Origin of the sequence: Methylophaga nitratireducenticrescens, from assembly GCF_000260985.4 — a bacterium.
GTDB lineage: Bacteria > Pseudomonadota > Gammaproteobacteria > Nitrosococcales > Methylophagaceae > Methylophaga > Methylophaga nitratireducenticrescens.
The window spans coordinates 1395772-1419394 of record NC_017857.3 but is presented as its reverse complement, the minus strand read 5'-3'; the positions used below and the strand labels follow the sequence as shown (position 1 = coordinate 1419394).

General features: G+C 40.5%; 19 protein-coding genes, 1 pseudogene and 3 riboswitches. Of the genes and pseudogenes, 4 read left to right on the top strand and 16 right to left on the bottom strand.

The features are described 5' to 3' along the window. Positions 1-8: 8 nt before the first annotated feature. Together Q7A_RS06875 and Q7A_RS06870 are read left to right on the top strand one after the other, a co-directional pair. Positions 9-1376, top strand: coding sequence for an oligosaccharide flippase family protein (locus Q7A_RS06875; RefSeq protein ID WP_014706615.1), 1368 nt, complete (start codon positions 9-11; stop codon positions 1374-1376). 2 nt (positions 1377-1378) lie between these two features. Further along, positions 1379-2281 (top strand): glycosyltransferase, encoded by a 903-nt coding sequence (locus Q7A_RS06870; protein ID WP_014706614.1) that lies wholly within the window; start codon positions 1379-1381, stop codon positions 2279-2281. A 112-nt stretch (positions 2282-2393) separates the two neighbouring features. On the opposite strand, the gene Q7A_RS06865 is transcribed toward Q7A_RS06870, so the two are convergent. From Q7A_RS06865 to galE, 13 genes are all read right to left on the bottom strand, one after another. Continuing rightward, positions 2394-3299: a glycosyltransferase family protein gene (locus Q7A_RS06865; protein WP_014706613.1), complete on the bottom strand. Its 906-nt coding sequence runs from the start codon at positions 3297-3299 to the stop codon at positions 2394-2396. A gap of 302 nt (positions 3300-3601) precedes the next feature. Next, the gene (locus tag Q7A_RS06860; protein ID WP_014706612.1) at positions 3602-5494 is read right to left on the bottom strand and encodes a right-handed parallel beta-helix repeat-containing protein; all 1893 of its coding nucleotides are present in this window, start codon (positions 5492-5494) and stop codon (positions 3602-3604) included. A 356-nt stretch (positions 5495-5850) separates the two neighbouring features. Beyond that, positions 5851-6741, bottom strand: a complete 891-nt coding sequence (locus Q7A_RS06855; protein ID WP_041354437.1) for an ExeA family protein — start codon at positions 6739-6741, stop codon at positions 5851-5853. 3 nt (positions 6742-6744) lie between these two features. Beyond that, positions 6745-7581 carry a polysaccharide biosynthesis tyrosine autokinase gene (locus tag Q7A_RS06850; RefSeq protein ID WP_014706609.1) on the bottom strand — a complete coding sequence of 279 codons (837 nt, stop codon included), beginning with the start codon at positions 7579-7581 and terminating at the stop codon, positions 6745-6747. A 34-nt stretch (positions 7582-7615) separates the two neighbouring features. Beyond that, complete coding sequence (locus tag Q7A_RS06845; RefSeq protein WP_014706608.1) at positions 7616-9376, bottom strand: GumC family protein; 1761 nt, start codon at positions 9374-9376, stop codon at positions 7616-7618. A gap of 15 nt (positions 9377-9391) precedes the next feature. Further along, positions 9392-10576, bottom strand: coding sequence for an autotransporter domain-containing protein (locus Q7A_RS06840; protein WP_014706607.1), 1185 nt, complete (start codon positions 10574-10576; stop codon positions 9392-9394). Between the two features lie 38 nt (positions 10577-10614). Continuing rightward, positions 10615-11166, bottom strand: coding sequence for a polysaccharide biosynthesis/export family protein (locus Q7A_RS06835; RefSeq protein ID WP_014706606.1), 552 nt, complete (start codon positions 11164-11166; stop codon positions 10615-10617). A 571-nt stretch (positions 11167-11737) separates the two neighbouring features. Next, positions 11738-12262 (bottom strand): PEP-CTERM domain protein, encoded by a 525-nt coding sequence (locus tag Q7A_RS06830; protein WP_014706605.1) that lies wholly within the window; start codon positions 12260-12262, stop codon positions 11738-11740. 28 nt (positions 12263-12290) lie between these two features. Then, positions 12291-12375, bottom strand: a riboswitch (cyclic di-GMP riboswitch). A 296-nt stretch (positions 12376-12671) separates the two neighbouring features. Beyond that, positions 12672-13202, bottom strand: coding sequence for a hypothetical protein (locus Q7A_RS06825; RefSeq protein ID WP_014706604.1), 531 nt, complete (start codon positions 13200-13202; stop codon positions 12672-12674). 28 nt (positions 13203-13230) lie between these two features. After that, positions 13231-13316: riboswitch (cyclic di-GMP riboswitch) on the bottom strand. Positions 13317-13599: 283 nt separating this feature from the next. Further along, entirely contained in the window at positions 13600-14124 is a 525-nt protein-coding gene (locus Q7A_RS06820) for a hypothetical protein (RefSeq protein ID WP_014706603.1), read from the bottom strand. Positions 14125-14152: 28 nt separating this feature from the next. Next, positions 14153-14237: riboswitch (cyclic di-GMP riboswitch) on the bottom strand. A 204-nt stretch (positions 14238-14441) separates the two neighbouring features. Beyond that, positions 14442-15845: an undecaprenyl-phosphate glucose phosphotransferase gene (locus tag Q7A_RS06815; protein WP_014706602.1), complete on the bottom strand. Its 1404-nt coding sequence runs from the start codon at positions 15843-15845 to the stop codon at positions 14442-14444. Positions 15846-15872: 27 nt separating this feature from the next. Continuing rightward, on the bottom strand, positions 15873-17273 hold the full coding sequence (locus Q7A_RS06810) for a mannose-1-phosphate guanylyltransferase/mannose-6-phosphate isomerase (RefSeq protein ID WP_014706601.1): 1401 nt from the start codon (positions 17271-17273) through the stop codon (positions 15873-15875). 15 nt (positions 17274-17288) lie between these two features. Further along, positions 17289-18269: a UDP-glucose 4-epimerase GalE gene (gene galE / locus Q7A_RS06805; RefSeq protein WP_014706600.1), complete on the bottom strand. Its 981-nt coding sequence runs from the start codon at positions 18267-18269 to the stop codon at positions 17289-17291. Positions 18270-18516: 247 nt separating this feature from the next. Between galE and galU (Q7A_RS06800) the strand changes: the two genes are divergently transcribed. Beyond that, positions 18517-19374 (top strand): UTP--glucose-1-phosphate uridylyltransferase GalU, encoded by an 858-nt coding sequence (galU, locus tag Q7A_RS06800; RefSeq protein ID WP_014706599.1) that lies wholly within the window; start codon positions 18517-18519, stop codon positions 19372-19374. A 232-nt stretch (positions 19375-19606) separates the two neighbouring features. Here galU (Q7A_RS06800) and Q7A_RS06795 read toward each other — a convergent pair whose 3' ends face one another. Next, positions 19607-20713: a beta-alanine-activating enzyme beta-propeller domain-containing protein gene (locus tag Q7A_RS06795; RefSeq protein WP_169712024.1), complete on the bottom strand. Its 1107-nt coding sequence runs from the start codon at positions 20711-20713 to the stop codon at positions 19607-19609. A gap of 281 nt (positions 20714-20994) precedes the next feature. Then, positions 20995-21360, bottom strand: coding sequence for a hypothetical protein (locus Q7A_RS06790; protein ID WP_014706597.1), 366 nt, complete (start codon positions 21358-21360; stop codon positions 20995-20997). A gap of 322 nt (positions 21361-21682) precedes the next feature. On the opposite strand from Q7A_RS06790, the gene galU (Q7A_RS06785) reads away from it, so the two are divergent. Continuing rightward, entirely contained in the window at positions 21683-22528 is an 846-nt protein-coding gene (gene galU, locus Q7A_RS06785; RefSeq protein WP_014706596.1) for a UTP--glucose-1-phosphate uridylyltransferase GalU, read from the top strand. A 77-nt stretch (positions 22529-22605) separates the two neighbouring features. On the opposite strand, the pseudogene Q7A_RS06780 reads toward galU (Q7A_RS06785), so the two are convergent. Further along, a pseudogene (locus Q7A_RS06780) lies at positions 22606-22758 on the bottom strand (LexA family protein); the annotation flags it as partial. Between the last annotated feature and the right edge of the window lie 865 nt (positions 22759-23623).

The window sequence follows — 23623 nt, the reverse complement described above, 5'->3', positions numbered from 1 at the left end:
AAATCAATATGACAGACACATCATCTAAAGGCATAAAAAATCGCGCTATTCGTTCATCTGTTTGGGTTCTCGCAGGTCAACTCGGTAATCAGTTTATCAGACTAGCTTCAAATTTGATCATGACACGGCTCCTAGTGCCTGAAATGTTCGGTCTCATGTCCATTGTATTTGTTTTTTTAACAGGTGTATCAATGCTGTCAGACGTAGGACTCCGGGCAAATATTATTCAGAGCAAACGTGGAGATTCACCTCTTTTTCTGAGCACCGCATGGTCTGTACAGGTTGTGCGTGGTTTTCTGATATTCATCGTTCTGTTGATTGTTGCGATTAGTCTTAGCCTAATGGTTAGCTCAGGAGCCATTTCACCTGATTCAACCTATGCTTCCCCAGAGTTACCCTTTTTAATCGCAGTTACTGCTTCAACGGCAATAATAAGCGGGTTTAACTCTATCAACTTGCAGTTGATGAACAGAAACCTTCAAATGGGTAAGGTCACGCTTATTGAATTGCTCAGCCAAACTATCGGTATCATCCTGATGATTAGTATCGCTATATTTTGGCGTGAAGTATGGGTATTAGTAATTGCCGCCATAGCAAGCGCTTTGGTCAAACTGATTCTCTCACATAAATTGATTACCGGTGTTAAAACTAAATTTATGTTTGATCGTGATTCCTGGCATGAAATATTTAACTTTGGTAAATGGATATTCATAGGTTCCATATTAGGCTTCTTACTCGGGAACGGAGATAGAATTCTACTGGCAGGTTATCTGACGCCTGAAAAGCTGGGGGTTTACAGCATAGCCTTCTTACTTGCTGGAGCCTGCAGAGAGCTTTTCAAAAAACTCATTGTGACCGTATTTTACCCGGCGATTAGTGAAGTCACTCGAAGTGATCCTGAACATGCGAAAAGAATCTATTACAAAGTCAGACTCAGAGTTGATGCGATCACATTATCAGTTGCTGGATTTTTAATGGCCGCAGGTAGCGATGTCGTATCGTTATTATACGATAATAGATATATTGAAGCAGGCTGGATGTTGGAGCTATTGTCCTTATCACTTGTTTTTGTTGGTTTTAGTATGGCTGGTATGTTTTTAATGGCTAGGGGCAATTCCAAAAGCTATTCCGTAATGATATTTGTTTCTGTGCTATTTTTATTCACCTTCGTACCTTTAGCTTATCATCATTTCGGACTATATGGTGCCATCTTGGTCATTGCTCTGAATCAAGTTGTGGATATACCAACCACCTTTTATTATTTAAAAAAATCAAACCTTTTGATTCTACGTAAAGAGTTCATAATGGTTCCACTATTTTTTATAAGCTTTTTTCTCACTAAAACCATCCTTGACATTACAGGTTTAAGCACATAAGCATGCAAAAAAAACTATCGGTAGTGATGCCAGTTTACAATGGTGAAAAATATCTTCGGGAATCGGTTGAGTCAGTCCTGAATCAAAGTTATGGTGACTTTGAATTTATTATTATTAATGATGGTTCGACTGATGGTTCAAGTCGAATTCTTAGTGAATATCAAAAAGCTGATCCACGAATTAGACTTATTGAAAGAGAAAACAAAGGTCTGATTTGCTCATTAAACGAGGGCATCAGTAAGTCCACCACAGAGCTCATTGCTAGGATGGATCAAGATGATATTTGTCATAAGGATAGATTCAAATTACAAATTGACTATATGGCTCAAAACCCTGAAATAGTTGCACTAGGCACCTTAGTTGAGCTTATAGATGCTGACGGTGATGTTATCTCTGGGTTTACAACAAAATCAAAACACGAGGAAATCGATCACCAACATATTCATGGAGCTGGTGGTGCGATTATTCATCCAAGCGTAATAATGCGTAAAAAGGCTTTAGAAGGAGTCAGAGGGTATGATATGAATTGCCCAAATGCAGAAGATATTGATTTATGGCTAAAGTTAGCTGAGGTAGGGAAGTTGGCTAATCTGAGTAAAATCCTTCTCAAATATAGACAGCATGTTGAAAGCATTGGCTATAAACAACGTAGCAGTCAAATTAATAGTACCATTAATGCAGTTGCTGCTGCCTGCCAAAGAAGAGGTAGTAAATTTGATATTAACGAATTGAATGTAAGAACAGCCCAAGCAAGTAAGTTTGATATCCATCTAAAGTGGGCTTGGTGGGCATATAAGAGTAATCAGAACCAAACAGGTAGGAAACATGCTCTCATGGCGTTAAAATTTAAACCATGGAGTCTAGAGGTTTTAAAAGTTTTATATTTGCTTTCCACTTCAAACTGACTGAGTTGAGAGAATCAAAGTCAGCCCGCGTTCCTCTAAATTAGCCAACTAGCATACCATCACCTATAACTGTCTTGCTTATTATATGCGTTCTTTAAGGGGATAATTTATGCTACCTCAAGATAACCGTCTTCACTTTCTTTAACAAAATCGAAAGCATTTTGTAATATTTACCTGCAGCAAAATTAAGTCGAATTGACTCTGAATTTGTCCATGGATATTTATCGGAAATTATCTTTCTAAGAAGTGAGAGATCTATTTCCTCGTTTATTTTCATATTCCTTACAATCTCATGGAAGTATGTATCATTACGGGTTTCAAAACGCACAGTACTGTAATGATATACCTTCGGATTTTTAGCTCCTACACCTGTTTGTAAGCCTATCATCATATTCCATTCGGGCTCCAAAACCTCAAGCTTTATCGAATTTTTCCGAATTGCTTCATGTAGGGGCGGCTGGTCTTTATGTAAACCCAGTTTTTGATTTTCATGCCATAGCTCGTGCCATGACGAGAAAAGTTTTCTAACACTAGAGTTATCCTTGGTTAGCATCACGCCACTGTTAAAGAACTCAGCTGGTAAGGGCCAGTTATTTTTATCATACGAAATTCGCTCAAAATCATGCAGAATAAATTTTTTAGGGCTGACGTTATAATCATACGCCATTGCTATATCGGCTTGCTTTTTGAAAATATCACTAAGTTCACTCACAGGCACAGCGTCAATATCTACATATAAAAAATCATCCTTTACTAACTCTCTAAGTTTTGTTTTTATGTAACGGCTTTTAAAAGCGTTATTATCAGCATTAATATCAACAACTTTGTAATAATCCACCATGTTAATAATTGAAGATCTATAACCGCTAAGTCCTTCATAAGTCTGCCTGTCCATAACAATTTCTATGTTACACAAGGGTGAATATTGCCTTGCACAATAAACAGAAAGTATCGCCATTTCAGTGAAATGATCTGTTGGGTCACTTACCAAGACGTATACTATTTTTGGTTTCTTCATTCTTGAACTATCTCCATTACAATCTAAAACTTAAGCGATTGATTCTATTTATAGAAATCAATATAACATGGAGTAGTGACAAAACAAGTATCGATGATCTCAAACATGAGTTATTACAGTTAAAACGCCTAAAACATACAAAATTAAAAGTAAAATGGAACTCTTTATTACAATAGACAATCCACCACAGACCGATATCATTTAATTGATCGGTAAAACATCAAATTAGTAACATAAAAAAACCGATTACGAGTTGCAATCGGTTTTAAAAAAATAGTGGTTAATTAGGATTGAAAAAGTTTTCACATCATCATGCAACGTCCACGCGCAAACACTCGACATTGACTTTCTTCAACGGGGATGTCGTTCTCAATTACATTAGCAACCTCATCCACTGTAACTGAACGAACGTAGTTCGAGCTTATTGACTCAGTAACACGAGTTCTAGTGACAGGCTCAGATACCGATGGTTCTGAAAGTTCTGGACTGATTGATTGATCAATCATCGATGCAGAATCCTGAACTGATGCAGATAACATTGTGCTTCTGGTAGTTGAATCACTCAAGCCATCATCCAACGGTGCATCACCTGTTTCAGTGCTGGATGAGCCTGAAATAGAGGTGGAAGTACCCTCATTTCCAGAAATAGCAGTTTCTTCGGTCATTGCATCCTGTACTATGCCACGATCTGCTGATGTAATGTTCAAAGAAGAATCGCCACCATTTTCAGTAGTGTTGTCAGAAGCTACTAAACCCGATCCACGTTGGTACACTGGTTGTGAATCATTTTCTGTTTGTTCAGTTACTGGCTCTGTTGGATCAACTGACAGCTCCGGTTCTGTATTTTCCGCCACTGGCACTTCATCAATTGGAGCAGAGTCATCTATGATGCTGACCGAGGTGTGTGAATTACAGATATTATTACTAATATCAGTATCTAAATTCGCATTTGATACATTAATACATTTAGATCTTGAATCTGTAGATGAGAGACTGATTTCATTATTGATGGCTTCAAACCGATTTTCCCCTCCAAGTGAAATGCCATATGCCAAATCATGGTTTGCAACAATTTTATTATTACGAATCGTAACATTTTCGGATTTTTGTGAATCTTCATGTTTATTTGGAACTGCAATTACGTAACGTAATACTTCACCCTCGTCAACTATTAGGTTATCTGCAATCAGTACATCTTTACAAGAAGCACAACCAATACCCAAATTACCCACATTGAATATTTTATTATTGGTGATTCGCAAGCCAACAAATGATTCATCTAACTGATTGCCAGGATCAACGGAAATTCCCCAACAGTTATCACCCGTTTTTCCAACCTCTTCACGAACAACATTACTATCTATTGTCAGATTTTTAATGATACCGTGAACCACAAATGAAGTTCCTTGACAACGACCATCAACTCTACCGGAATTAAGTAAAGTATTGTTAGTAAAACGAATATTGTTATTGTAGAAATTCTGTGATTTTACAGGACTGTCGATGTATACATTATGACCACGAAGAGCCATTCCAAACCCGTTCCCTTCAAAATGGTTGTTGTCAATAACGCAATCATTACAACCACCCAACCAACCTTGCATTTTGTTATTCAACAATTTGGAATTTTTGAGAATAATGCGATCATTTGCTTGATTTGAACCAGAGTTAGGTGTGTTGGCTCCAGCAGAATATACAGCTACGGTAAAACCTTCAATATGCAGATTTTCCATAAGCACATCATTTACGTCATTAAATAACATGATGCCAGCAGGAGCCTTTTGTTTGCTAATTAGCGTCATGTTTTTTATATGATAACCACCATCAGCTGATGAGTTACCTGGATTTTGGAAATTAAATACTGTAATGCCATCCGACACTATCATTGGTGCTGGTTTGGCATCATCACCATAGTCAGTAATAGTACAGTTTTTCTCTGAGCTACAATTTGAATTGGCCAGTTTTTTAAGTTTTGTGGCTGGAAAAACACCACCACGACAGAAAAGAATACTATCTCCTGCAGCCATCTTATTGAATGTATCCATTGCTTTTTCGTATGAGCGGAATGGTGCAGTTTCGGTACGGCCGTTGTTATTGTCGTCGCCGTTGTCACATACATAATAGTTTTGTGCAGATGCTGCTGAAGCTGAAACAGCTAAAAGTAAACCTGAAAATAGAATTGAAGTAAGTTTCATGATCATCGCCCCCCCTGTGAATTAGATGATACGTGTTAGATGATATGTTCATATTACATAAATAAAAGTGACTCGATTCACACATTCTCATTTGGCTGATTTTATTAACCAGAACTTGTGAATTCGTGAGCAAAAAATCTTGCTTGGCTAATCAGCAAAAAAAAACCCGACCTTTCAGTCGGGCTAAAACCCTCTGGGGGGCAGAGGATTTTAAAATCATTTTTTGTTCATCTGCTGACATCATCTCCTTTGTAGTGGAGAAGATTTGATATTAATAATTTAGCGCATGCTTAATCGTGATGCTTATCACAATATGGAATAATTTCGATTATCAGTGAGAAAATCCCGGCTATAAATCAGGCTATCTGTATATTATGCTGCTCCAACAACCAGTTTTTAACGCGTTTTACATCCGGATTCTCGGAAGCCTTGGCCTCCACAATTCGAGAGGACTTTTTGTCCCGCATCATCTCCTGTATTAAGGCAACATCAATTTCTGTCTTATCATCAGCAAAGGCATAAACCAAAGCAAAATCACAGAGGTTATTAATTCGTCTGGGGATTCCTTCGCTATAACAATAAATTACGGCACAGGCTTCATTACTGAAAATTTTGTGTTTAGCTCCAGCGACTTCCAGGCGGTATTCAATGTAATTCTGTGTTTCTGGATAGCTAAGCGCTTTAAGATGGAACTCTACCCCAATGCGTTGAGCAAATTGCACTAGTTCTGGGCGATTTAGTTTTTCGATTAATTCAGGTTGCCCCGTCAATACAAGCTGCAGGAAGATATCAGAGTCGATATTTACATTGGATAACAGCCGTAATTCTTCAAGAGCCTGAACCGAGAGGTTTTGGGCCTCATCGACAATTAATACGACTCTTCGACCCTGAGCATGTTGCTCAACAACAAAGTTAATATAATCGCGATAACGACCAGCGTTATCTGTCGCACTGGACTCTATTTCAAGCGAGTCCAAGACCCATACCATCAGCTCACCAAATGATTCATGCGTGTTATTGATCAGACCGATAACACAATCATCTTCAATCTTTCCAAGCAGAGCCCGTATAAGCGTCGTCTTACCCGCCCCGATTTCTCCTGTCACCACCGTGAATCCCGCATGGCTCATCAGGCCATATTCCAACATGGTGAGCGCTTTTTTATGGTTGGGGCTCATATAGAGGAACTGTGGATCGGGGACCAGATTAAAGGGCTTGTGCGTGAGACCAAAATGTTCTGTATACATAGATTAATAATTTTGATGTTCGGGAGGACTGGCAGACTTGTTCACCACTGTACCAAGCAAGTGTGATCCCTCAAGCATCTGTAAAGATTTAGTGATATTTGATTCAGTATTCTTACCATCTTCGAGCACAAGCAAGGTACTGTCAAAATAGCTTGCTGCAAGCGACACATCATCAGTTTGCAAAACAGGCGGCACATCAAAAATAATGACCCGGGAATCATATTGAGATTTAATGTCAGCTACCAGACTCGCCATTTTGGGGCTGGATAGCAGTTCAGCAGAATCTTCTGCTCTTCCGACCCCCGGTAATATCACCAATCGTTTGATACCTGGGTTTATCAAGACCTCAGAAAGTTGTAAATCACCCGACAGATAATCTTTGAGTCCCACCTGTGCATTGAGACCAAAATAATTACTGATACTCGGATTACGCAAATCCATATCGACCAGCAATACCGTTTGATTGAGCTCCATGGCAATTGCCATGGCAAGATTGGCGGCCACAACTGATTTACCTTCCCCGGCTGTTGGAGAGGTAACTGCCAGCGTTTGCCAGCGATTGCTACGCATTTTTTTCAGTACTTGGGTCCGCAACATTCTGAACACGGCTGATTGTGGATTATTGTAGAAACCTGCAATGATCCGCTTACGTTCAAGCTGATGATTCGGAACGTTGACCACTTTGGTCTGGGAATACGATATCGATTCAATTGGCGCGGCCAATGGGTCTTCGGCTTGCGAAACACTACTCTCAGATTTAGTGGGTTCTACGGTGACTGGCTCTGGTTTCTGAGCGTGTCGCTGCTTGGCTTTTTCAAGCGCTTTCTGAATTCTGTCCATAATTAAACTACCGTATTAATTGTTGATACTGTTGTTACAGCAAGCTCAGCTTATTCAGTACTTTGAACCAAAGCACTTCCAGATTCATCACAAAGAAATGAAACAATGCGATTGCACATAGGCCGAAGATAATTCCTAAAACGATCAGACTATAGATGATTCGTCTTTTACGGCGTTTTTGTTGATCGGTTTGAATAATTGGTATAACAACAATAGGAGGCTTTCCAACGATTCTTGAAATCTGTGTATAGCCACGCACTCCACCAAATAACATTTCAACCAGAATGGCGAGACCGATTCCTGCACCAACCGAGCCTACAAAGCCCATGGCGATAAGTTTCTTACGATTTGGTTTCTCAGCTTCATTTGAAACCTGAGGCGGTTCAATAAGGGTAAAATTTTCGCCCTTGTTTTCAGTTTCCAGGGTTTGTGCCAGTTCAGCTTCTAATTGTTTGGCTCTTAGCTCTTGATATTTAGCCAGTTTATTTTCACGGTCACGGGTCAGATCCTGATAAGCGCGTTGAACCTGATTGGTCTGATAAACACGGTTTTCGTATTCTGCCAGTTTCTCGCGTAATTCTGCCTGCCTCTCTCTCAAGCGGCCAATCTCACGCTCTGTCGCGTCAATTTTGGCACTTACTTCTATATATACCGGGTTTGTTGAACCATTTGCAGTTGTCGCTTCATCAGACATTTCTTCTGGCAAATCACTAAGGCGTTGTTCCAGACGATCTATTTCAGCTGCTGCAGCTTTAACATCTGGATGTTCTGCTGCATAACGTTGTTTGAGTGTTTGCAAATTACTTCTAGCCGAAGTTAATTGCATTTCAACCTCTTCTCGCGGAGATGCAGCGACACCAATTTCTGCTTCCAGTGCATCTATTTCACGCTTTACACGCTGTAAGTCTGGATGATTAGCAGAATACTTGCTTTGCATTGAACGGTATTCAGCACGTAATTGTTGCAAAGCTACCATGGAGGCTGATGGCTGACCGGCTGCGTTACTGGTCGGGCCGGTGAGCTGCTTAGGAATCATGGACAACTGTAATCCCATTGTGGTCATTTGGTCGCTTTGCACCATGATTTGGTTCTGTATTGAAGCAATCTCTTCCTGAATATTTTGAACCGTGTTCAAATTATATTCGAGCATGTCCGGAAGACTATCGCTGTATTGATCACGAAATTCTGCAATTTCTTTTTCAGTTTGCTGAATTTCTTTCTGCATTCTGTCACCTTCCAGTTTCAAAAACTGGGTGGTGTCCTGGGCCCGATCTGTTCTTGCTCTGGCATTTTCATTTAAGAACTCTGTAACCAGTTCATTTGCAACTTGTTGGGCTTTTCGAGGAGACTGATCCATGAACGAGACAGTAAATGCAATACTGGCTTTTTTAGCTCGACCACTGGCAGGGTCGGTGACATTTGCCTGAATAATATCTACGCTGACATTGCTCTTAAATAACTCCACAATCGGTGCTGTAATGGGTGAGCTTTTTCTTTGCTCCAGATAAAGATTATGTTTTTCAACAACCTCCATAATCCGGTTGGTTGTGAGCAGACGTTGTTTAATAACTTCAATACGTTGATCTGCATAACTTGTCACGGTGGTGCGAATCAAATCTTGTGGAATTTCCTGAGATTCGATCAAAATCAAACCTTGTGATTTAAAGCTCTCGGGAAGTGAGTATGTGAATACCACTGTACCTATCATCAGGATAAAAGCCGGGATTACAATCCAATATTTACGCCGCCACAGAATATCCAAGTAATCCCGTAGGCTTTTGACATCTTCTTCCATTATGTTCTCTTAAAGTTATCGCGAAAAACGCAAACCGTCCCAGTCGTAGTTTACCGTGAGGAAAACCATATTACTGTCGACTTTGTCATCATTGGTATCTAATCCACCAAAACTTGTGCCTTTTTGTTGGCGATACTGATAACCCATTTTTAGGGCAAGGTTTCTTTGCAATTGCCAGTTAAGTGCTGGCGAAAAGGTAAAATATTCTCTGTCGGTGTTTGTCAGATCGTCTGCAGACTGCGTTTCCTGATAGGAGGTGTTGAATGAAACCGACACTGTTTCCGCGATATTTCTGTTCCAGGAAAGTGAGACACGGTCAGTTTCATTGACCACCCCCTCGCCTGAAGGATTAAGAGAACGTGATAATGAAAATGATAATGTATTCAATTCACCAACATAATTTGCTGAAAAATCAAATAAAGAACCTGTGTTTCTGTCTGTTTGTTTGGGGCCACCGAGTAAAGATTGTGATTCACTTTCAGTTGTCCGATAGCCAACCTGACCAGAAAATGACCATTGTTCATTCATCATATAGGTACTGGTGACACTTAAATTGTAACTGTCGTATTCTGATTCGCTAAATTCAGACTCCGATTCATACTGTGCATATGTCAACGCCAATCCACCGGTCAAACGTTCCGTCAAGTTTCGACGCCACCCTCCGGTTAAAGACGTGGTTTCAGTATCACTGAAGCGACTTGTATCGTAAGCACTTTCGTTATAGTTAACGCTGGTATAAAGGAAATCACGTTCCGTGAATTGATATTGATAGCTTGGTGCCAGTGATTTTGTGGTTACCGTTGCATTAGAAGAAAAATCCCCGGTATCTTCATCTGCAATTGAACGCTGTGCTCTTTCAGAATAACCAGCTCTCAGTCCGTAAGCGCTACGTTCCGTATTGTAACTACCCGCTATGTTTGCGAAGGGATCCTGCCTATCCAGATCGGATAAGCTTGTGTATCGTTCCACACGATAACCTGCATTCATACTAATGGATGCATTTTCAACCGCTCGAGACAATAATAATGTGGGGGTTATTTTGGTAACAAAGCTACCTTCTTCATCATCCCGCAACTCAACGTTATCATCATAATTGAATGTCGGAGAAAAGTCGGCCCCGATAATATATTCGGCGGATCTGGCGATATTCGATTGGAACAAGCTTGCAACCAAAACCGACATAATAATTTTTATTTTCATGCTGACTCCGTCATGAGGCCTGTCATTATTATCCCCGTTCAAGGAATAATAATGACATCACCGCTTTGTAACAGCACATTAGATTCGAGCGATTTACCTTGTTTGATATTAGCGTAAAGCACTGGGATGATTTGTTGTTTCATTCCATCTCTGCGGAGAATGATAATGTCATTTTCTTTTGCATAAGTTGTCAGCCCCCCTGCTAGGCTCAAAGCCTGCATTGCATCAAGTGGCTGACTCATTCCAAATGATCCAGGACGTAATACTTTACCCAGGATATGTACCGTATTTCCTGAAACCTGATTGACGGTAACGTTAACTACGGGGTCTGAAATATATTCTGATAATTTTTCTTTAAGTTCTGTTTCAACCTGAAGAACTGTTTTATCCTTAGCATTCAGTTGACCTGCCAAGGGAAAAGAAATGGTGCCATCGGGAAGAACAACGACTTCTTTCTGCAATGCATCTTCATTCCAAACAGAAATACTTAAGATATCTCCTGCATTAAGTGTATAGGGCTCGGAAGCATGAACAAATGATCCCATCATTAGTGTTACCATTAGCAACACCATATTTGCCAACTTATTCATTATTCTTCTCCATGTTTATAAATTACATTCGTTTCGGATGATAACACGTTATTTAAGCATAAAAAAAGCGAGTATTTCTGCTCCCTTATTCTAAATTAGTATTATTGCTAAATTAATCATTTTTATGCATTTGATTTAGCACATTGACGCAGTCCCAAGAGGCCTAATTACGCAGGCGCAAAAAAGTAAAAATGTCACTGAAAAAGGGGCAGCAGAGACAAAAACATCTTATTTGAGTTCATTAGAAGAGGCATTAGAAGAGGCATTAGAAAAGTCTAAACCAGAAGTCACCCCAGACATTATCATGGCTGCAATGAGAAATCTGATGTGATACTAAATTGTTCATAATATTGGACAAGACCAAGGGCTTGTTTATCTTGCATAACTTCCTTGTTGAACAAAATGAGCATCCAGCAGTAGAGCAGCTTAAAGATTAACATGTCCTAAAACTTTTGATTTTTCCAACTTAATATACTGTTTCGTTATAAGTTTTTTGTTTAACTGTTCAAAAAGAAAAGGGAGCGAAGCTCCCTTTTCTTACAAACTAACAATATTGTTAACTCATTTGCTGTTATGCAGCAGTTGCTTTCAGTGCTTTACGGCGTAAACCGAAGAAGCCCATCAGAGCGGGTGCAAACAACCATAACGCAGCTGGTACAGGTACTGCAGAGATCGACAGGTCATATTTCAATACGTCTGAAGTGGCATTAAAAATATCCACGCCAAAGAAAGTTCCCGCAGTCAAAATAGCCGTAAAGACAAAATCACCTGTGATATTAAAGATTGTTGGCAAACCGACATAACTACCACCAGAGCCAGTAATCTCTCCAAACGCCAGTTGAGCATTACTCAAACTGCTAGTAGGATTGAATGACCATTCAACCTTCACTGGCGTATCAACATCCGTTTGAACATCAAACAAAGATTCCCAAAGTCCTGTATTTTCTACAGTACCGCCAGCTAGAACAGTACTGTTATTATTCAGGTCAACACTTTGAGTAGCGCCAGAAGAACTTACGGTTGATAATGTCAGTGTAGCGGCGTTAGCACCAACTGAGAACAATAAAGCTATACAAAATAGCATCGCATTTTTCATAATAATTTCCTTTAATTGAAAAATTAAGCAATGCAACCCGGCCATCTTCAAATAAAGCCCGAAGATCCGTGGCTTTCCGACCTCACCTCGCGGTAAGTTTGGCTATAAAATCAGGAGCAAACATTGTCCCTGAACCATTTATCTCCCAGAAATTTCTCTCGGGGATAGTTGAACATTACTCGCTAGTTAGTACGATTGGAATTGTACTATGGTACTAAATCGTAACTTTTATTAAAAAAAGAGCCCTATTTAGTGAGCTCTGTGATAAGAGAATGATTTTAGTAATTAAATTTATCTCTTAATGATTTAACACGATGCTCAGACATCTCAAATTATCATGATAAGAATTAATTCAAAAAAGGGAGCCGAAGCCCCCTTAAAACTAACAATATTGTTAACTCTTATAGTGTTATGCAACTGTCATTTTCCGAGCTTGTCGGCGTAAACCGAAGAGGCCCATCAAAGCAGGTGCAAATAACCATAACGCAGCCGGTACGGGTACTGCAGAAATTGACAAGTCGTATTTTAGAACATCTGAAGTTGCATTAAAAATGTCAACACCAAAAAATGAACCGGCAGTTAATATCGCCGTAAAAACAAAGTCACCGGTGATATTGTAGTTAGTTGGTCCACCAACAACATAGCCCCCACCAGGACTAGTAAGAAGACCAAAGGCCAATTGTGCACTACTCAAACTGCTTGTTGGATTAAATGACCATTCAACTTTCACTGGTGTATCCACATCTGTTGTAACTTCAAATAATGATGTCCAAACCCCTGAAGAGGAAACAGTACCCCCAGCTAATACCGTACTGTTATTGTTAAGATCAATACTTTGGGTCGCTCCTCCCAAAGAAACAACGGTTGATAAATTCAGTGTAGCGGCGTTAGCACCAACTGAGAATAATAAAGCTATACAAAATAGCATCGCATTTTTCATAATAAATTTCCTTTAATTGAAAATTAAGCAATGCAACCCGGCCATCTTCAAATCAAACCCAGAAGATCCGTGGCTTTCCGACCTTACTTCACAGTAAGTTTGGCAACATCATCAGGAACAAAACTCCACTTCCGAAACTTTTATCTCCCAGAAACATCTCTCAGTGATGATTAAACATTACTAGCCCACTAGTAATGTTGAGAAATTGTACTCCGCAACTAGTTGCAAAATTATTTCAAAAGATTTTGTTTATCCAAAGAGGCGATCTCTAATATTACTTTTGCTTAGATGGCTTTGGCCTCGCGCCGTAACGAGATTCAATGGCAAAACGCTACAAAAAAAGGGAGCCGAAGCTCCCTTTTCTTAAAACTAACAATATTGTTAACTTAATTAGATGCTATGCAGTCGCTGTTTTCAGAGCTTGACGGCGTAAACCGAAAAAGCCCATCAAAGCTGGTGCAAACAACCATAATGCAGCTGGTACTGGCACTGCAGAGATTGACAGGTCATATTTCAAAATACCTGATGTGGCATTAAAAATATCTACAGCAAAAAATGAACCTGCAGTCAAAATAGCAGTAAAGATAAAGTCACCAGTGATATTAAAGATTGTTGGCAAACCAACATAACTACCACCAGGGCCAGAAATCAAACCAAAAGCCAATTGAGCTGAGTCCAAACTCGTTGAAGGATTAAATGACCACTCAACTCTTACAGGAGTATCAACATCCGTTGTCACATCAAACAATGATTCCCAAGAACCTGTATTAGCAACAGTACCGCCAGCAAGCACAGTGCTGTTGTTATTTAAACTGATTTCCTGAGTCGCACCTGAAGATCCGACAGTTGATAAACTCAATGTAGCCGCATTAGCACTAACCGAGAACAATAAAGCTATACAAAATAGCATCGCATTTTTCATAGTAATTTCCTTTAATTGAAAAATTAAGCAATGCAACCCAGCCATCTTCAAATCACACCTGAAGACCCGTGGCTTTCCGACCTTGCCTCACGACAAGTTTGGCGATTTAAAATAGGAACAAACTTTGTTCCTAACAAAAAAGTCCCTTAGAAACATCTCTCAAGCGACGGTTAAACAATACTGTTACTTTGTTACTAATAATGAGTCATGGAACACAAAATCTCGCTGGCTTAATTAAAACCTTTAATCAGGTGTGAATTGCTTCACAGTGTTAATGGTGAGACAGCGATGTCATACCAAAACCAGAACTCTGTGTATTAATATACATCCTTTCCCACAAAACCTCTAGTGATCGTTAATAAAATAATTTTCAGATCGAGAAGCAGTGTCCAAGTCTGTATATATTGAAGGTCGTACTTTATACGCCCTTCCATTTTATCAAGCGTATCGGTTTCTCCACGAAAGCCATTAATCTGAGCTAGCCCTGTAATCCCCGGCTTTACTTTATGACGTAGCATGTAGCCCTGAATTTTTGCTCGGTATTCTTCATTATGCGCCACAGCATGTGGTCGCGGTCCAACAATAGACATTGACCCACCTAGCGAATTAAAGAACTGTGGTAATTCATCAAGAGAGGTTCTGCGTAAAATTTTGCCAAAGTTTGTAACGCGTTGATCATTCTTTTTTGCTTGAACAACTTTATCACCATCTTCAGCAACGGTCATGGTACGAAACTTCCAGACTTTTATTTTTCCACCATCCATTCCATAGCGTGTCTGCTTGAAAAAAACCGGGCCCTTCGATGTGGCTTTTATGCCGATAGCAATAAACAACATAGGAATAGCGATAATACAAAGTATTAAAAAGCTTAAGACAACATCCTCAATGCGTTTGATTGCACTATCAATGCCGGCAAAAGGAGTTTCATAAATACTGATGGCTGTTATTCCCTGATAATCGACCCATCTGGAATTCAACAGATTAAAGGTAAACAGATCGGGAACCAGATAAACCGAAGCCGTTGTATCCGCCAGTTTTTCAGTCATTAAGCGAATACGTGCTTCAGCCGCCAACGATAAGGTGATAAACACAATATCTATTTTCCCAGATCGGCAGTCAGCGATAAGCTCTTCAATACTGCCAATAACTGTAGCCTGCTGCTCTTCTAGTCTGCGGTTTGGCGCTGGTTTGCGATCATCATAAAAACCACTGAACCGGTATCCTGTCCATTCCATTTCGTTAAACGATTTCTCAAGCCGATAACCTAATTCGGTTGCCCCAACGATTGCCACACGTCGGGTATTCAAGCCCTTAGAGCGCATTATCCCGAGCACCATGCGTACAATGGCATGCCAGGAGATCAATTCAATGGGTGTGGCGATAAACCAGATTAATATAAAAGGTGTGGCGTAAGTTTGTTCGTTAATGACAATAAGTTCAATTGCCACTAGAACGAGAATGCTTGTCCCCCAGGAAAATAATACTGCGGTGACTTCTTCACGCAGGTAAGTGCCTCGCCAGGAGCGATAAGCATCCTGAGACTCGGCAAAAAAGTGAAATAGAATAATTGAAAATAATAAAGACCAGACATGTTTTGGTTGCCACTCTATTGCAAACAAATCCATTAAAGCCAGAAATGTCACTAATATAATGGCGCTATCAATTAGCCGCGAAATGGCATTTATTTTTGAGTCGTAGTGTCTGATTTTTCCTTGCGCCATAATCTCCCTAGGCCACCTCTTGTTGTGTTATTGTCGGTTATAACTGTCTTGAAGCCGGATAATGTCATCTTCTTCCAGGTAGGCGCCGGATTGTACTTCAATAATTTCCAATGGAACTCTTCCGGGATTACGCAAACGATGAACACTGCCCAGCGGAATAAATGTTGACTCATTTTCGCCTAATAACATAACTTCATCATCACGCGTCACTTCAGCGGTTCCACTAACCACTACCCAGTGCTCAGCACGATGGTAGTGCATCTGCAAGGATAAAGATGCGCCAGGGTTCACCATAATCCGTTTAACCTGAAACCGATCCCCCATATCTACCGAATCATAATTACCCCAAGGGCGGTAACACTTGCGATGCGTATCAACTTCTTTACGGTTCAGCTTGGTCAGTTCTTCAACAATCGTTTTGACTTTTTGAGCCTGATCTTTATGTGCCACCATCACAGCATCATGGGTTTCGACAACAATTACATCGTCCAAACCTAAAACGGTCACCAGACGATTTTCACTATGAATATAGGCGTTATGTACATTTTCAACCATAACATCGCCAATCAATACATTGTTATTCGCATCTTGTGCAAAAGCCTCCCATAGAGATGACCATGAACCGACATCACTCCAGCCAGCATCAAGCGGGACAACCATCGCCTTATCGGTCTTTTCCATGACGGCATAATCAATTGAGTCACTCGGGCTTTGTGCAAAAAGTTCGGAATCAACGCGGACAAAATCAAGATCGATCACTGCTTGTTCAAGCGATTGTTTACAAAAAGACAACATTTCTGGAGAAAAGCGAGAGAGTTCGTTTATATAGGTGGAAGCCTTGAATAAAAACATCCCACTGTTCCAGAAAAAATTTCCGGCAGTAACATAGGATTCTGCTGTCGACAAATTTGGTTTTTCGATAAAGCGTTTTACTGAACTTGGTTGAGACTTTTCTTCTGCTTCAATATAGCCATAGCCGGTGTGAGCAGATTGAGGCTGAATACCAAAAGTGACAAGCTTATCTTGCTCTGCCAGTTTTTGAGCTTCTTCGATTGACTTATGAAAAGCAGGTACATCCGGAATAATATGATCAGCAGCTAACACCAGAAGTACCGGATCTTCGCCCTTTTCCATCGCTTTTAAGGCGGCCAGTGCAATAGCTGGAGCGGTATTACGTGCACAGGGCTCCAGAATAATGCCACTCGCCTTCAGGCCGATTTCCTGTAACTGTTCGGCGACCATGAAGCGGTGCTCATTGTTGCAGACAATTAACGGAGCTTCCACAGAAGCCAACCCATTTAAGCGGGTAAGCGTGCTTTGAAACATCGATGTGTCACCAAACAATGTCAAGAACTGTTTAGGTTTATTCTTGCGGGATAAAGGCCATAAACGACTTCCGGAACCACCGGATAAAATTACTGGAATCATTTCAAGTCATCCTTATTAAAATTTTTCATTTTGATGCCAAGTCCAGGCCGTCGCGATAATTGATTCAATCTCCGTAAACTTAGGCTGCCACTCTAGAGTTTCTCGTGCCATTGTTGAATTTGCTACCAAAACTGATGGATCGCCAGCTCTTGGTGGTTCAATCGTATAAGCGATATTTTGCTGAACAACCTGTTTGGCGGCTTCAATCACCTCTAAAACACTGAAACCATTTCCATTGCCTAGGTTAAAAGCAAATGCACCATCATGCTGTTGTAAATATTCTCCAGCCAGGATATGAGCGGAAGCCAAATCATTTACATGAATATAATCCCGAATACAGGTACCGTCGGGTGTGGGATAGTTATCTCCAAACACTTTTAATGCTGACGCTTTGTCAGCAATGACAGATTTAAGAATATTAGGAATTAAATGTGTTTCAGGATCGTGACGTTCACCAATCTCACCCTCAGGATCTGCACCACAAGCGTTAAAATAGCGTAATGCCACTGACCTTATACCATAAGCATGGTGATAGTCCCCCAACACGTCCTCAATCATTTTCTTTGATTGTCCGTAAGGATTAATCGGCAATCGGGAATGCTGTTCATCTATTAACGTTTGTGCAGGCATGCCAAATACCGCAGCAGTTGAGGAGAAAACGAGTTTGTCATGTCCGGTTGCAACCATTGCGTCCAACAGGTTTAGCGTACCTGAGACATTGTTTCGATAATACAAAGCAGGGTTTTGAACCGACTCCCCGACCAATGATTTGGCACAAAAATGCATTATCAAATCGAATGGCCCTGCATGTTGCAATATGCTGATTAATTTTGCGGAATCAAGAATATCGGTTTCGACAAATTGGCTCCATTTTACGGCCTCTCGATGACCAGTACTGAGATTGTCGATTACAACACTTTGATGTCCGATTAATGTTAAAGCCTTACAGATGTGTGAACCAATATAACCAGCACCGCCAAGTACTAAAACTTTCATTTTTATCCCTTATTTCACACAACTCCATTGAAAACCTTCTGAGCTAAATTCGAGGCTTCTTAACCCGATTATAAATTGAATGAGTTCCCGGGCGAAATTAAATAGTCATGTTTAATGTTTATCATTTCGTCATCCAATGATGACTTAATCTAATTTGTTTGACTGCGGAGTTGTTGAACTTCACAGCCAATTACTTTAGCTTAACGGCATCTCTTTTTTCCACAACAGTTTGATAAGGATCTCGTCAATGGCTGTAAAAAGTCTTATAAGAAAATGTTTATTCCCTGCGGCAGGTTATGGCACACGATTTCTTCCTGCAACAAAAGCAATGCCCAAAGAAATGTTACCAATTGTCAGTAAACCTTTGATTCAATATGGTGTTGAAGAAGCGATGGAGGCGGGTATTTCACAAATTGGTTTTATTACCGGCCGCGGTAAACGGGCCATTGCCGATCATTTCGACACCAGTTTCGAACTGGAACATCAAATTAAAGGTACCTCAAAAGAAAAATTTCTCGACGATATTCGTTATCTGATGGATAACTGTGAATTTGTATTTATGCGCCAACGGGAAATGTTAGGTTTGGGTCATGCCATCCTGACAGGCGAGCCGATGATTGGCAATGAGCCTTTTGCGGTCATTCTGGCTGACGATTTATGCGCCAAACCGGATGAAGGCGGTGAACGTGCTCTGAGTCAATTGGTTGCATTATATGAACGTTATCAGTGCAGCATCGTCGCGATTGAGGAAGTCCCTGCTGATGAAACCCATAGTTATGGTGTCATTTCCGGTGATGAAATCGCTCCGGGTATTTATCAAATAAAAGACATGGTTGAAAAACCCAAACCTGAAGAAGCCCCCAGCAATCTGGCAATTATCGGACGCTATATTCTGACACCGGAGATTTTTGAATATCTGCGAAAAACCAAACCCGGCACCAATGGCGAGGTTCAAATAACCGATGCCCTGCGTTTGCTGGCAAAGGATCGACTGGTTTTAGCTGTTAAATTTAAAGGTCGTCGTTTTGATTGCGGCAGCGTCGAAGGTTTTGTTGAAGCGACAAACTATTATTACGAACATGAGCATTTGAATAAATTAGCGTAAGGTAGGGTCTGTTTATCTTTCAAAGCCACCACTGCTGGCGGCTATTTTTCCGTCCTACAAGGCGTTAATGATTTGATGTAGTTGTTCTACATAAGTCATTTCCAACACCGTAGGGCGGAAAAATAGTCCCAGCCCTTCGGGTTGGGGCTGAAAATGCACCACTCCGTGTTGCTCGTCGTTTATTTAGAATGACTAAACTGCTCTCCTCGCGCCTTGATTGGTGCATTTTCAGTCACAACAGAGGCGGAGATGAAGGATCAACAAGCCCTAGTAAATCACCATCATCACTGCTTATATAAAGTACTCCATTATCTACAAACGGTGATGCAAAGATGGCCCATCCTGAATCAAGACGCCATTTTTGCTCACCGTTATTTATATCAAGTGCATACAGGTAACCATCCATTGCACCGATATAGATTTGTTCACCGGCGATGGCTGGCGAAGAAAAGATCGTTGCCTGAGCATCAAATTGCCAGAATGGTTCACCACTTTCTTTATTCAAGGCGAACACCCGGCCATCGGTTGCAGCGAAAATGATTTGCTGATTTTTCAAAGCCGGTGAAGCAAACATCCTTGACCCCGATTCAAATAACCAGACAGGTTCACCTGTTTGTAGATCCACGGCAAATAATACGCCGGCATCATTACCGACATACAACATATCATCTTCTTGATCTACCACCGGAGAAGCATCGATAGCTGCGCCGGTGTCCATTGTCCATAACACCTCGCCATCAATTGTCACGGCGTATAACAAACCATCGTCACTGCCAAAATAAAGCTTGTCATCGGCAAAAGCGGCTGACGAATCAACCTGACCTCCCGTTTTAATTTGCCATTTAAGGTCACCACTATGTCTGTCAAGAGCATAAAAGGAATGATCAAGGCTGCCAACAAAAACTCTGTCTTTGGCAACCAATGGTGAAGCAAATACTTTATCTTGTGTCTCAAAAGACCATAAAAAGCTGCCGGTGAATTTATTGAGAGCATAAATATTTTTATCATCACTACCGAAGAAGATTTGCTCTTCAGCGACCGCTGGGGTCGAAAAAATTCCTGCCTGGGTAACAAACCGCCATTGCTCTTCACCAGTCATTTTATTTAATGCCAGCATCAGACCATCAAACCGACCGGAAAAAAGTAAATTTCCACTACTGACAGGAGAAGATGAAGCACCAACGTCTGCATGATAACGCCAAATAATTTCAGGCTTTTTTTGGGGTCCTTTGACTTGAAAATCTCCACTACGTTGTTCGTCAGCTCTGAACATAGCAGATGATTCGGTTTCCGTGTTTTCAGAACAACCGTTTATCAAAGGCAGGACTGAAAAAGCCATGATCATGAGTAAAATTTTAGTGAAGATAAATCGGTTCATTTTAAATTTTGTACTTTAATAAAAGTGGGATTAGGGTTTGTTTATCTTTGATAGCCTTGATTTCTGGAGAAAAAATTAATCTGGGATTCAAATAATATTCTTAGCGAATCTCTACATATATCCCACCCAATGGATCTTATGCCAAAAAAATTTGTCTCTTTGAATAGCGTGTATACAAAGACAATGTCATGAAACGTTGTTTATCGAAGCATTTTTAATTAACGATACAAACCTTTACTGTTTTATTCAGATAAATATCCTGATCCAGCTGGATAGCCTGTTTGATCCTTCACCTGCAAAATCCGTTGTATTATCTCATCTTTACTTGCCGTAAAAATATAGGGTGACAAGTCACGAAGCCGTCCCTGTATATAAGGTGAAACATCTTCTCCTTGCAAAAATAATTCTGTACGAGCTTCACAAATCTGCATGATGCCATTACGAAAGCCAAGGATATTGTCAGCCAGTTGCCTGTCTTCACCTAAAGTCCATCCACGACTTTGCCATTCCTGGTAACAATCCATCATCAAATTCTGAGAACGTTGCATATCTGCCGCGATTAAAGGTATTGGAACCAAAAACAATAAAGAGATACCAAAGTTAGTCACACTCTCTCCTGCTTTGATTCGTTAGTAATATTTATATTGACCCATACAAAACCAGGAAAAATTCCTTCAATCGCTGTTTGCATACGCTACCTAATGCTATTGGTCTCAGACTAACAGAAAGTATACCCTGTACTTTCAATATCAATCACCAGTCCAAAGCATGACGTATTACCGATCTTAAATCTGGCGAAGACTAATGACTGGCATGATTTGATCAACGGTAATATTATCGACTCTTGGCAAAGTGGCATTCAGCTTTCTCCCTATCAATGCATATGACTAAGTAACCGCTAATTTCTCTATTTTAGTTAAGGATTAATTCATGACCGAACACGTTTCTATCCGTAAATGTCTATTTCCCGTAGCCGGATATGGCACACGTTTTTTGCCCGCGATCAAGGCAATGCCAAAAGAAATGTTGCCTATCGTTGATAAACCGCTGATCCAATATGGTGTCGAAGAAGCGATGGAGGCTGGCCTGCGCAGTATGGGTTTTATTACCGGACGAGGTAAAAGAGCCATTGCCGATCACTTTGATACCAGCTTTGAACTGGAGCATCAAATCCAGGGAACCAGTAAAGAATCCCACCTTGACGATATCCGTAAGGTGATGGATTCCTGTGACTTTATATTTATGCGTCAGCGTGCCATGTTGGGATTAGGCCATGCCATACTGACTGGAGAACCTATTATCGGCAATGAACCCTTTGCGGTATTACTGGCGGATGATTTATGCGCAGCACCTGAATCTGGTGGGAAGCGGGCACTTGGTCAGCTGGTTGAACTTTATCAAAAACATCAATGCACCATTGTAGCGATTGAGGAAGTTCCTGCCGAGGCAACCGGTAGCTATGGTGTAATTTCTGGGGAGGAACTTGAACCGAACGTATATCGTATCAGTGATATGGTAGAGAAACCGAAACCCGAAGAAGCCCCCAGTAATCTGGCGATTATCGGTCGTTATGTTCTTACACCGGATATTTTTGATTATTTACGTAATACTCCTCCCGGTGCAAATGGCGAAATACAAATCACCGATGCCATCCGGGCTATGGCGCAGGAAAAACCGGTGTTAGCCATCAAATTCGATGGCCATCGATTTGATTGCGGCAGCATCGCCGGTTATGTTGAAGCCACCAATTATTACTTTAATAAGCAGTATGGTTAATATCCGTTTGCCATTGATTCCGCTTCGAAGTCATCATTATCTGGCATTAGGGCTTGTTGATCTTTCATCCTGATTGTTCACAGCATGGTTTTGAGGGTGGCATCGTAACCATCGACCAGTGCAACAAACATATCACTATGTTTTGCCTGCCGTGTTGACTCCACCACCACATAATGCCCGGACATGATACCTTTGCCGATCATCGACTCTCCACTGATTTTCAGAACATAACAAAAAGTGTTATTTACAGCTTTTCAATACCGTTGAAAACATAGAAAAACAGCACCTTCCCGACTGGTATATCTGGCTTGCAAGTGGTATCTTTACTAATTGAAATGAATCTTAGGTGAGGCAAAAATGTTAAAAAAAATTGATGAATTTTTAATGCAACGATTTCCCCTTATCATTCTGCTTTTCACTTTTTTCTGGCTGGGGTTAGTGGCAATTGGATGGTATTTGTCTTAATAAAATCGGCTGATTTAATTAACCCGTAAAAAATGCGGACGCATATAACACCGATATGCTTTGATCCAGATCAATGTCCTCTAACCTTCGTAGCATGATAATAAGAACGGCAACTTACTCTGTATAACCGTTACTAAGAAGGTTTATCATGCACAAATTAGAAGAATGGCTAATGGATCATTTCATTGACTTTATAATAGTGATTTCACTGGCTTGCATTGGACTGGTTGCTTTTGGTTTATTCATGTCATGAAGAAATTCAGAGGGGGCTGAAAAATACGTTCACCTTCTTTCTTTTTTTTCAAAGCCGCCCCCTCTTCTCTTAGAAGTAAAACCAATCATGATTCCATCTGTTTTGTGATTATTCAACAAGTCCTGATGCTATAAATGTGATGATCTGTATCATCTTGAACTCTATTTTTTGCGTGTCTAATCGCCGCCAAACTAACTTCTTTCAGCACGACTACACTGTCAAATTTTTCTTGTTCTAGCAGTGCAAGATGCCGAGAGAGAACCTCTCGCAATTTACGATACAATGAGTTATCTACATTTGCTCAACTTGTTGTTAAAACTTATCTGCTTCATTCCTAAACTTTTTGTTGATCAATACCGCCTTTTCAGCACATCATT

What these genes read in the sequence shown, in the direction of transcription:
- Q7A_RS06795 (WP_169712024.1), bottom strand. Translation starts at nt 20,713, where the DNA reads ATGGCTTTTTCAGTCCTGCCTTTGATAAACGGTTGTTCTGAAAACACG.
- Q7A_RS06825 (WP_014706604.1), bottom strand. Translation starts at nt 13,202, where the DNA reads ATGAAAAATGCGATGCTATTTTGTATAGCTTTATTATTCTCAGTTGGT.
- Q7A_RS06870 (WP_014706614.1), top strand. Translation starts at nt 1,379, where the DNA reads ATGCAAAAAAAACTATCGGTAGTGATGCCAGTTTACAATGGTGAAAAA.
- galU (WP_014706599.1), top strand. Translation starts at nt 18,517, where the DNA reads ATGGCTGTAAAAAGTCTTATAAGAAAATGTTTATTCCCTGCGGCAGGT.
- Q7A_RS06845 (WP_014706608.1), bottom strand. Translation starts at nt 9,376, where the DNA reads ATGGAAGAAGATGTCAAAAGCCTACGGGATTACTTGGATATTCTGTGG.
- galU (WP_014706596.1), top strand. Translation starts at nt 21,683, where the DNA reads ATGACCGAACACGTTTCTATCCGTAAATGTCTATTTCCCGTAGCCGGA.
- Q7A_RS06850 (WP_014706609.1), bottom strand. Translation starts at nt 7,581, where the DNA reads ATGGACAGAATTCAGAAAGCGCTTGAAAAAGCCAAGCAGCGACACGCT.
- Q7A_RS06820 (WP_014706603.1), bottom strand. Translation starts at nt 14,124, where the DNA reads ATGAAAAATGCGATGCTATTTTGTATAGCTTTATTGTTCTCGGTTAGT.
- Q7A_RS06815 (WP_014706602.1), bottom strand. Translation starts at nt 15,845, where the DNA reads ATGGCGCAAGGAAAAATCAGACACTACGACTCAAAAATAAATGCCATT.
- Q7A_RS06810 (WP_014706601.1), bottom strand. Translation starts at nt 17,273, where the DNA reads ATGATTCCAGTAATTTTATCCGGTGGTTCCGGAAGTCGTTTATGGCCT.
- Q7A_RS06865 (WP_014706613.1), bottom strand. Translation starts at nt 3,299, where the DNA reads ATGAAGAAACCAAAAATAGTATACGTCTTGGTAAGTGACCCAACAGAT.
- Q7A_RS06855 (WP_041354437.1), bottom strand. Translation starts at nt 6,741, where the DNA reads ATGTATACAGAACATTTTGGTCTCACGCACAAGCCCTTTAATCTGGTC.
- Q7A_RS06840 (WP_014706607.1), bottom strand. Translation starts at nt 10,576, where the DNA reads ATGAAAATAAAAATTATTATGTCGGTTTTGGTTGCAAGCTTGTTCCAA.
- galE (WP_014706600.1), bottom strand. Translation starts at nt 18,269, where the DNA reads ATGAAAGTTTTAGTACTTGGCGGTGCTGGTTATATTGGTTCACACATC.
- Q7A_RS06860 (WP_014706612.1), bottom strand. Translation starts at nt 5,494, where the DNA reads ATGAAACTTACTTCAATTCTATTTTCAGGTTTACTTTTAGCTGTTTCA.
- Q7A_RS06835 (WP_014706606.1), bottom strand. Translation starts at nt 11,166, where the DNA reads ATGAATAAGTTGGCAAATATGGTGTTGCTAATGGTAACACTAATGATG.
- Q7A_RS06830 (WP_014706605.1), bottom strand. Translation starts at nt 12,262, where the DNA reads ATGAAAAATGCGATGCTATTTTGTATAGCTTTATTGTTCTCAGTTGGT.
- Q7A_RS06875 (WP_014706615.1), top strand. Translation starts at nt 9, where the DNA reads ATGACAGACACATCATCTAAAGGCATAAAAAATCGCGCTATTCGTTCA.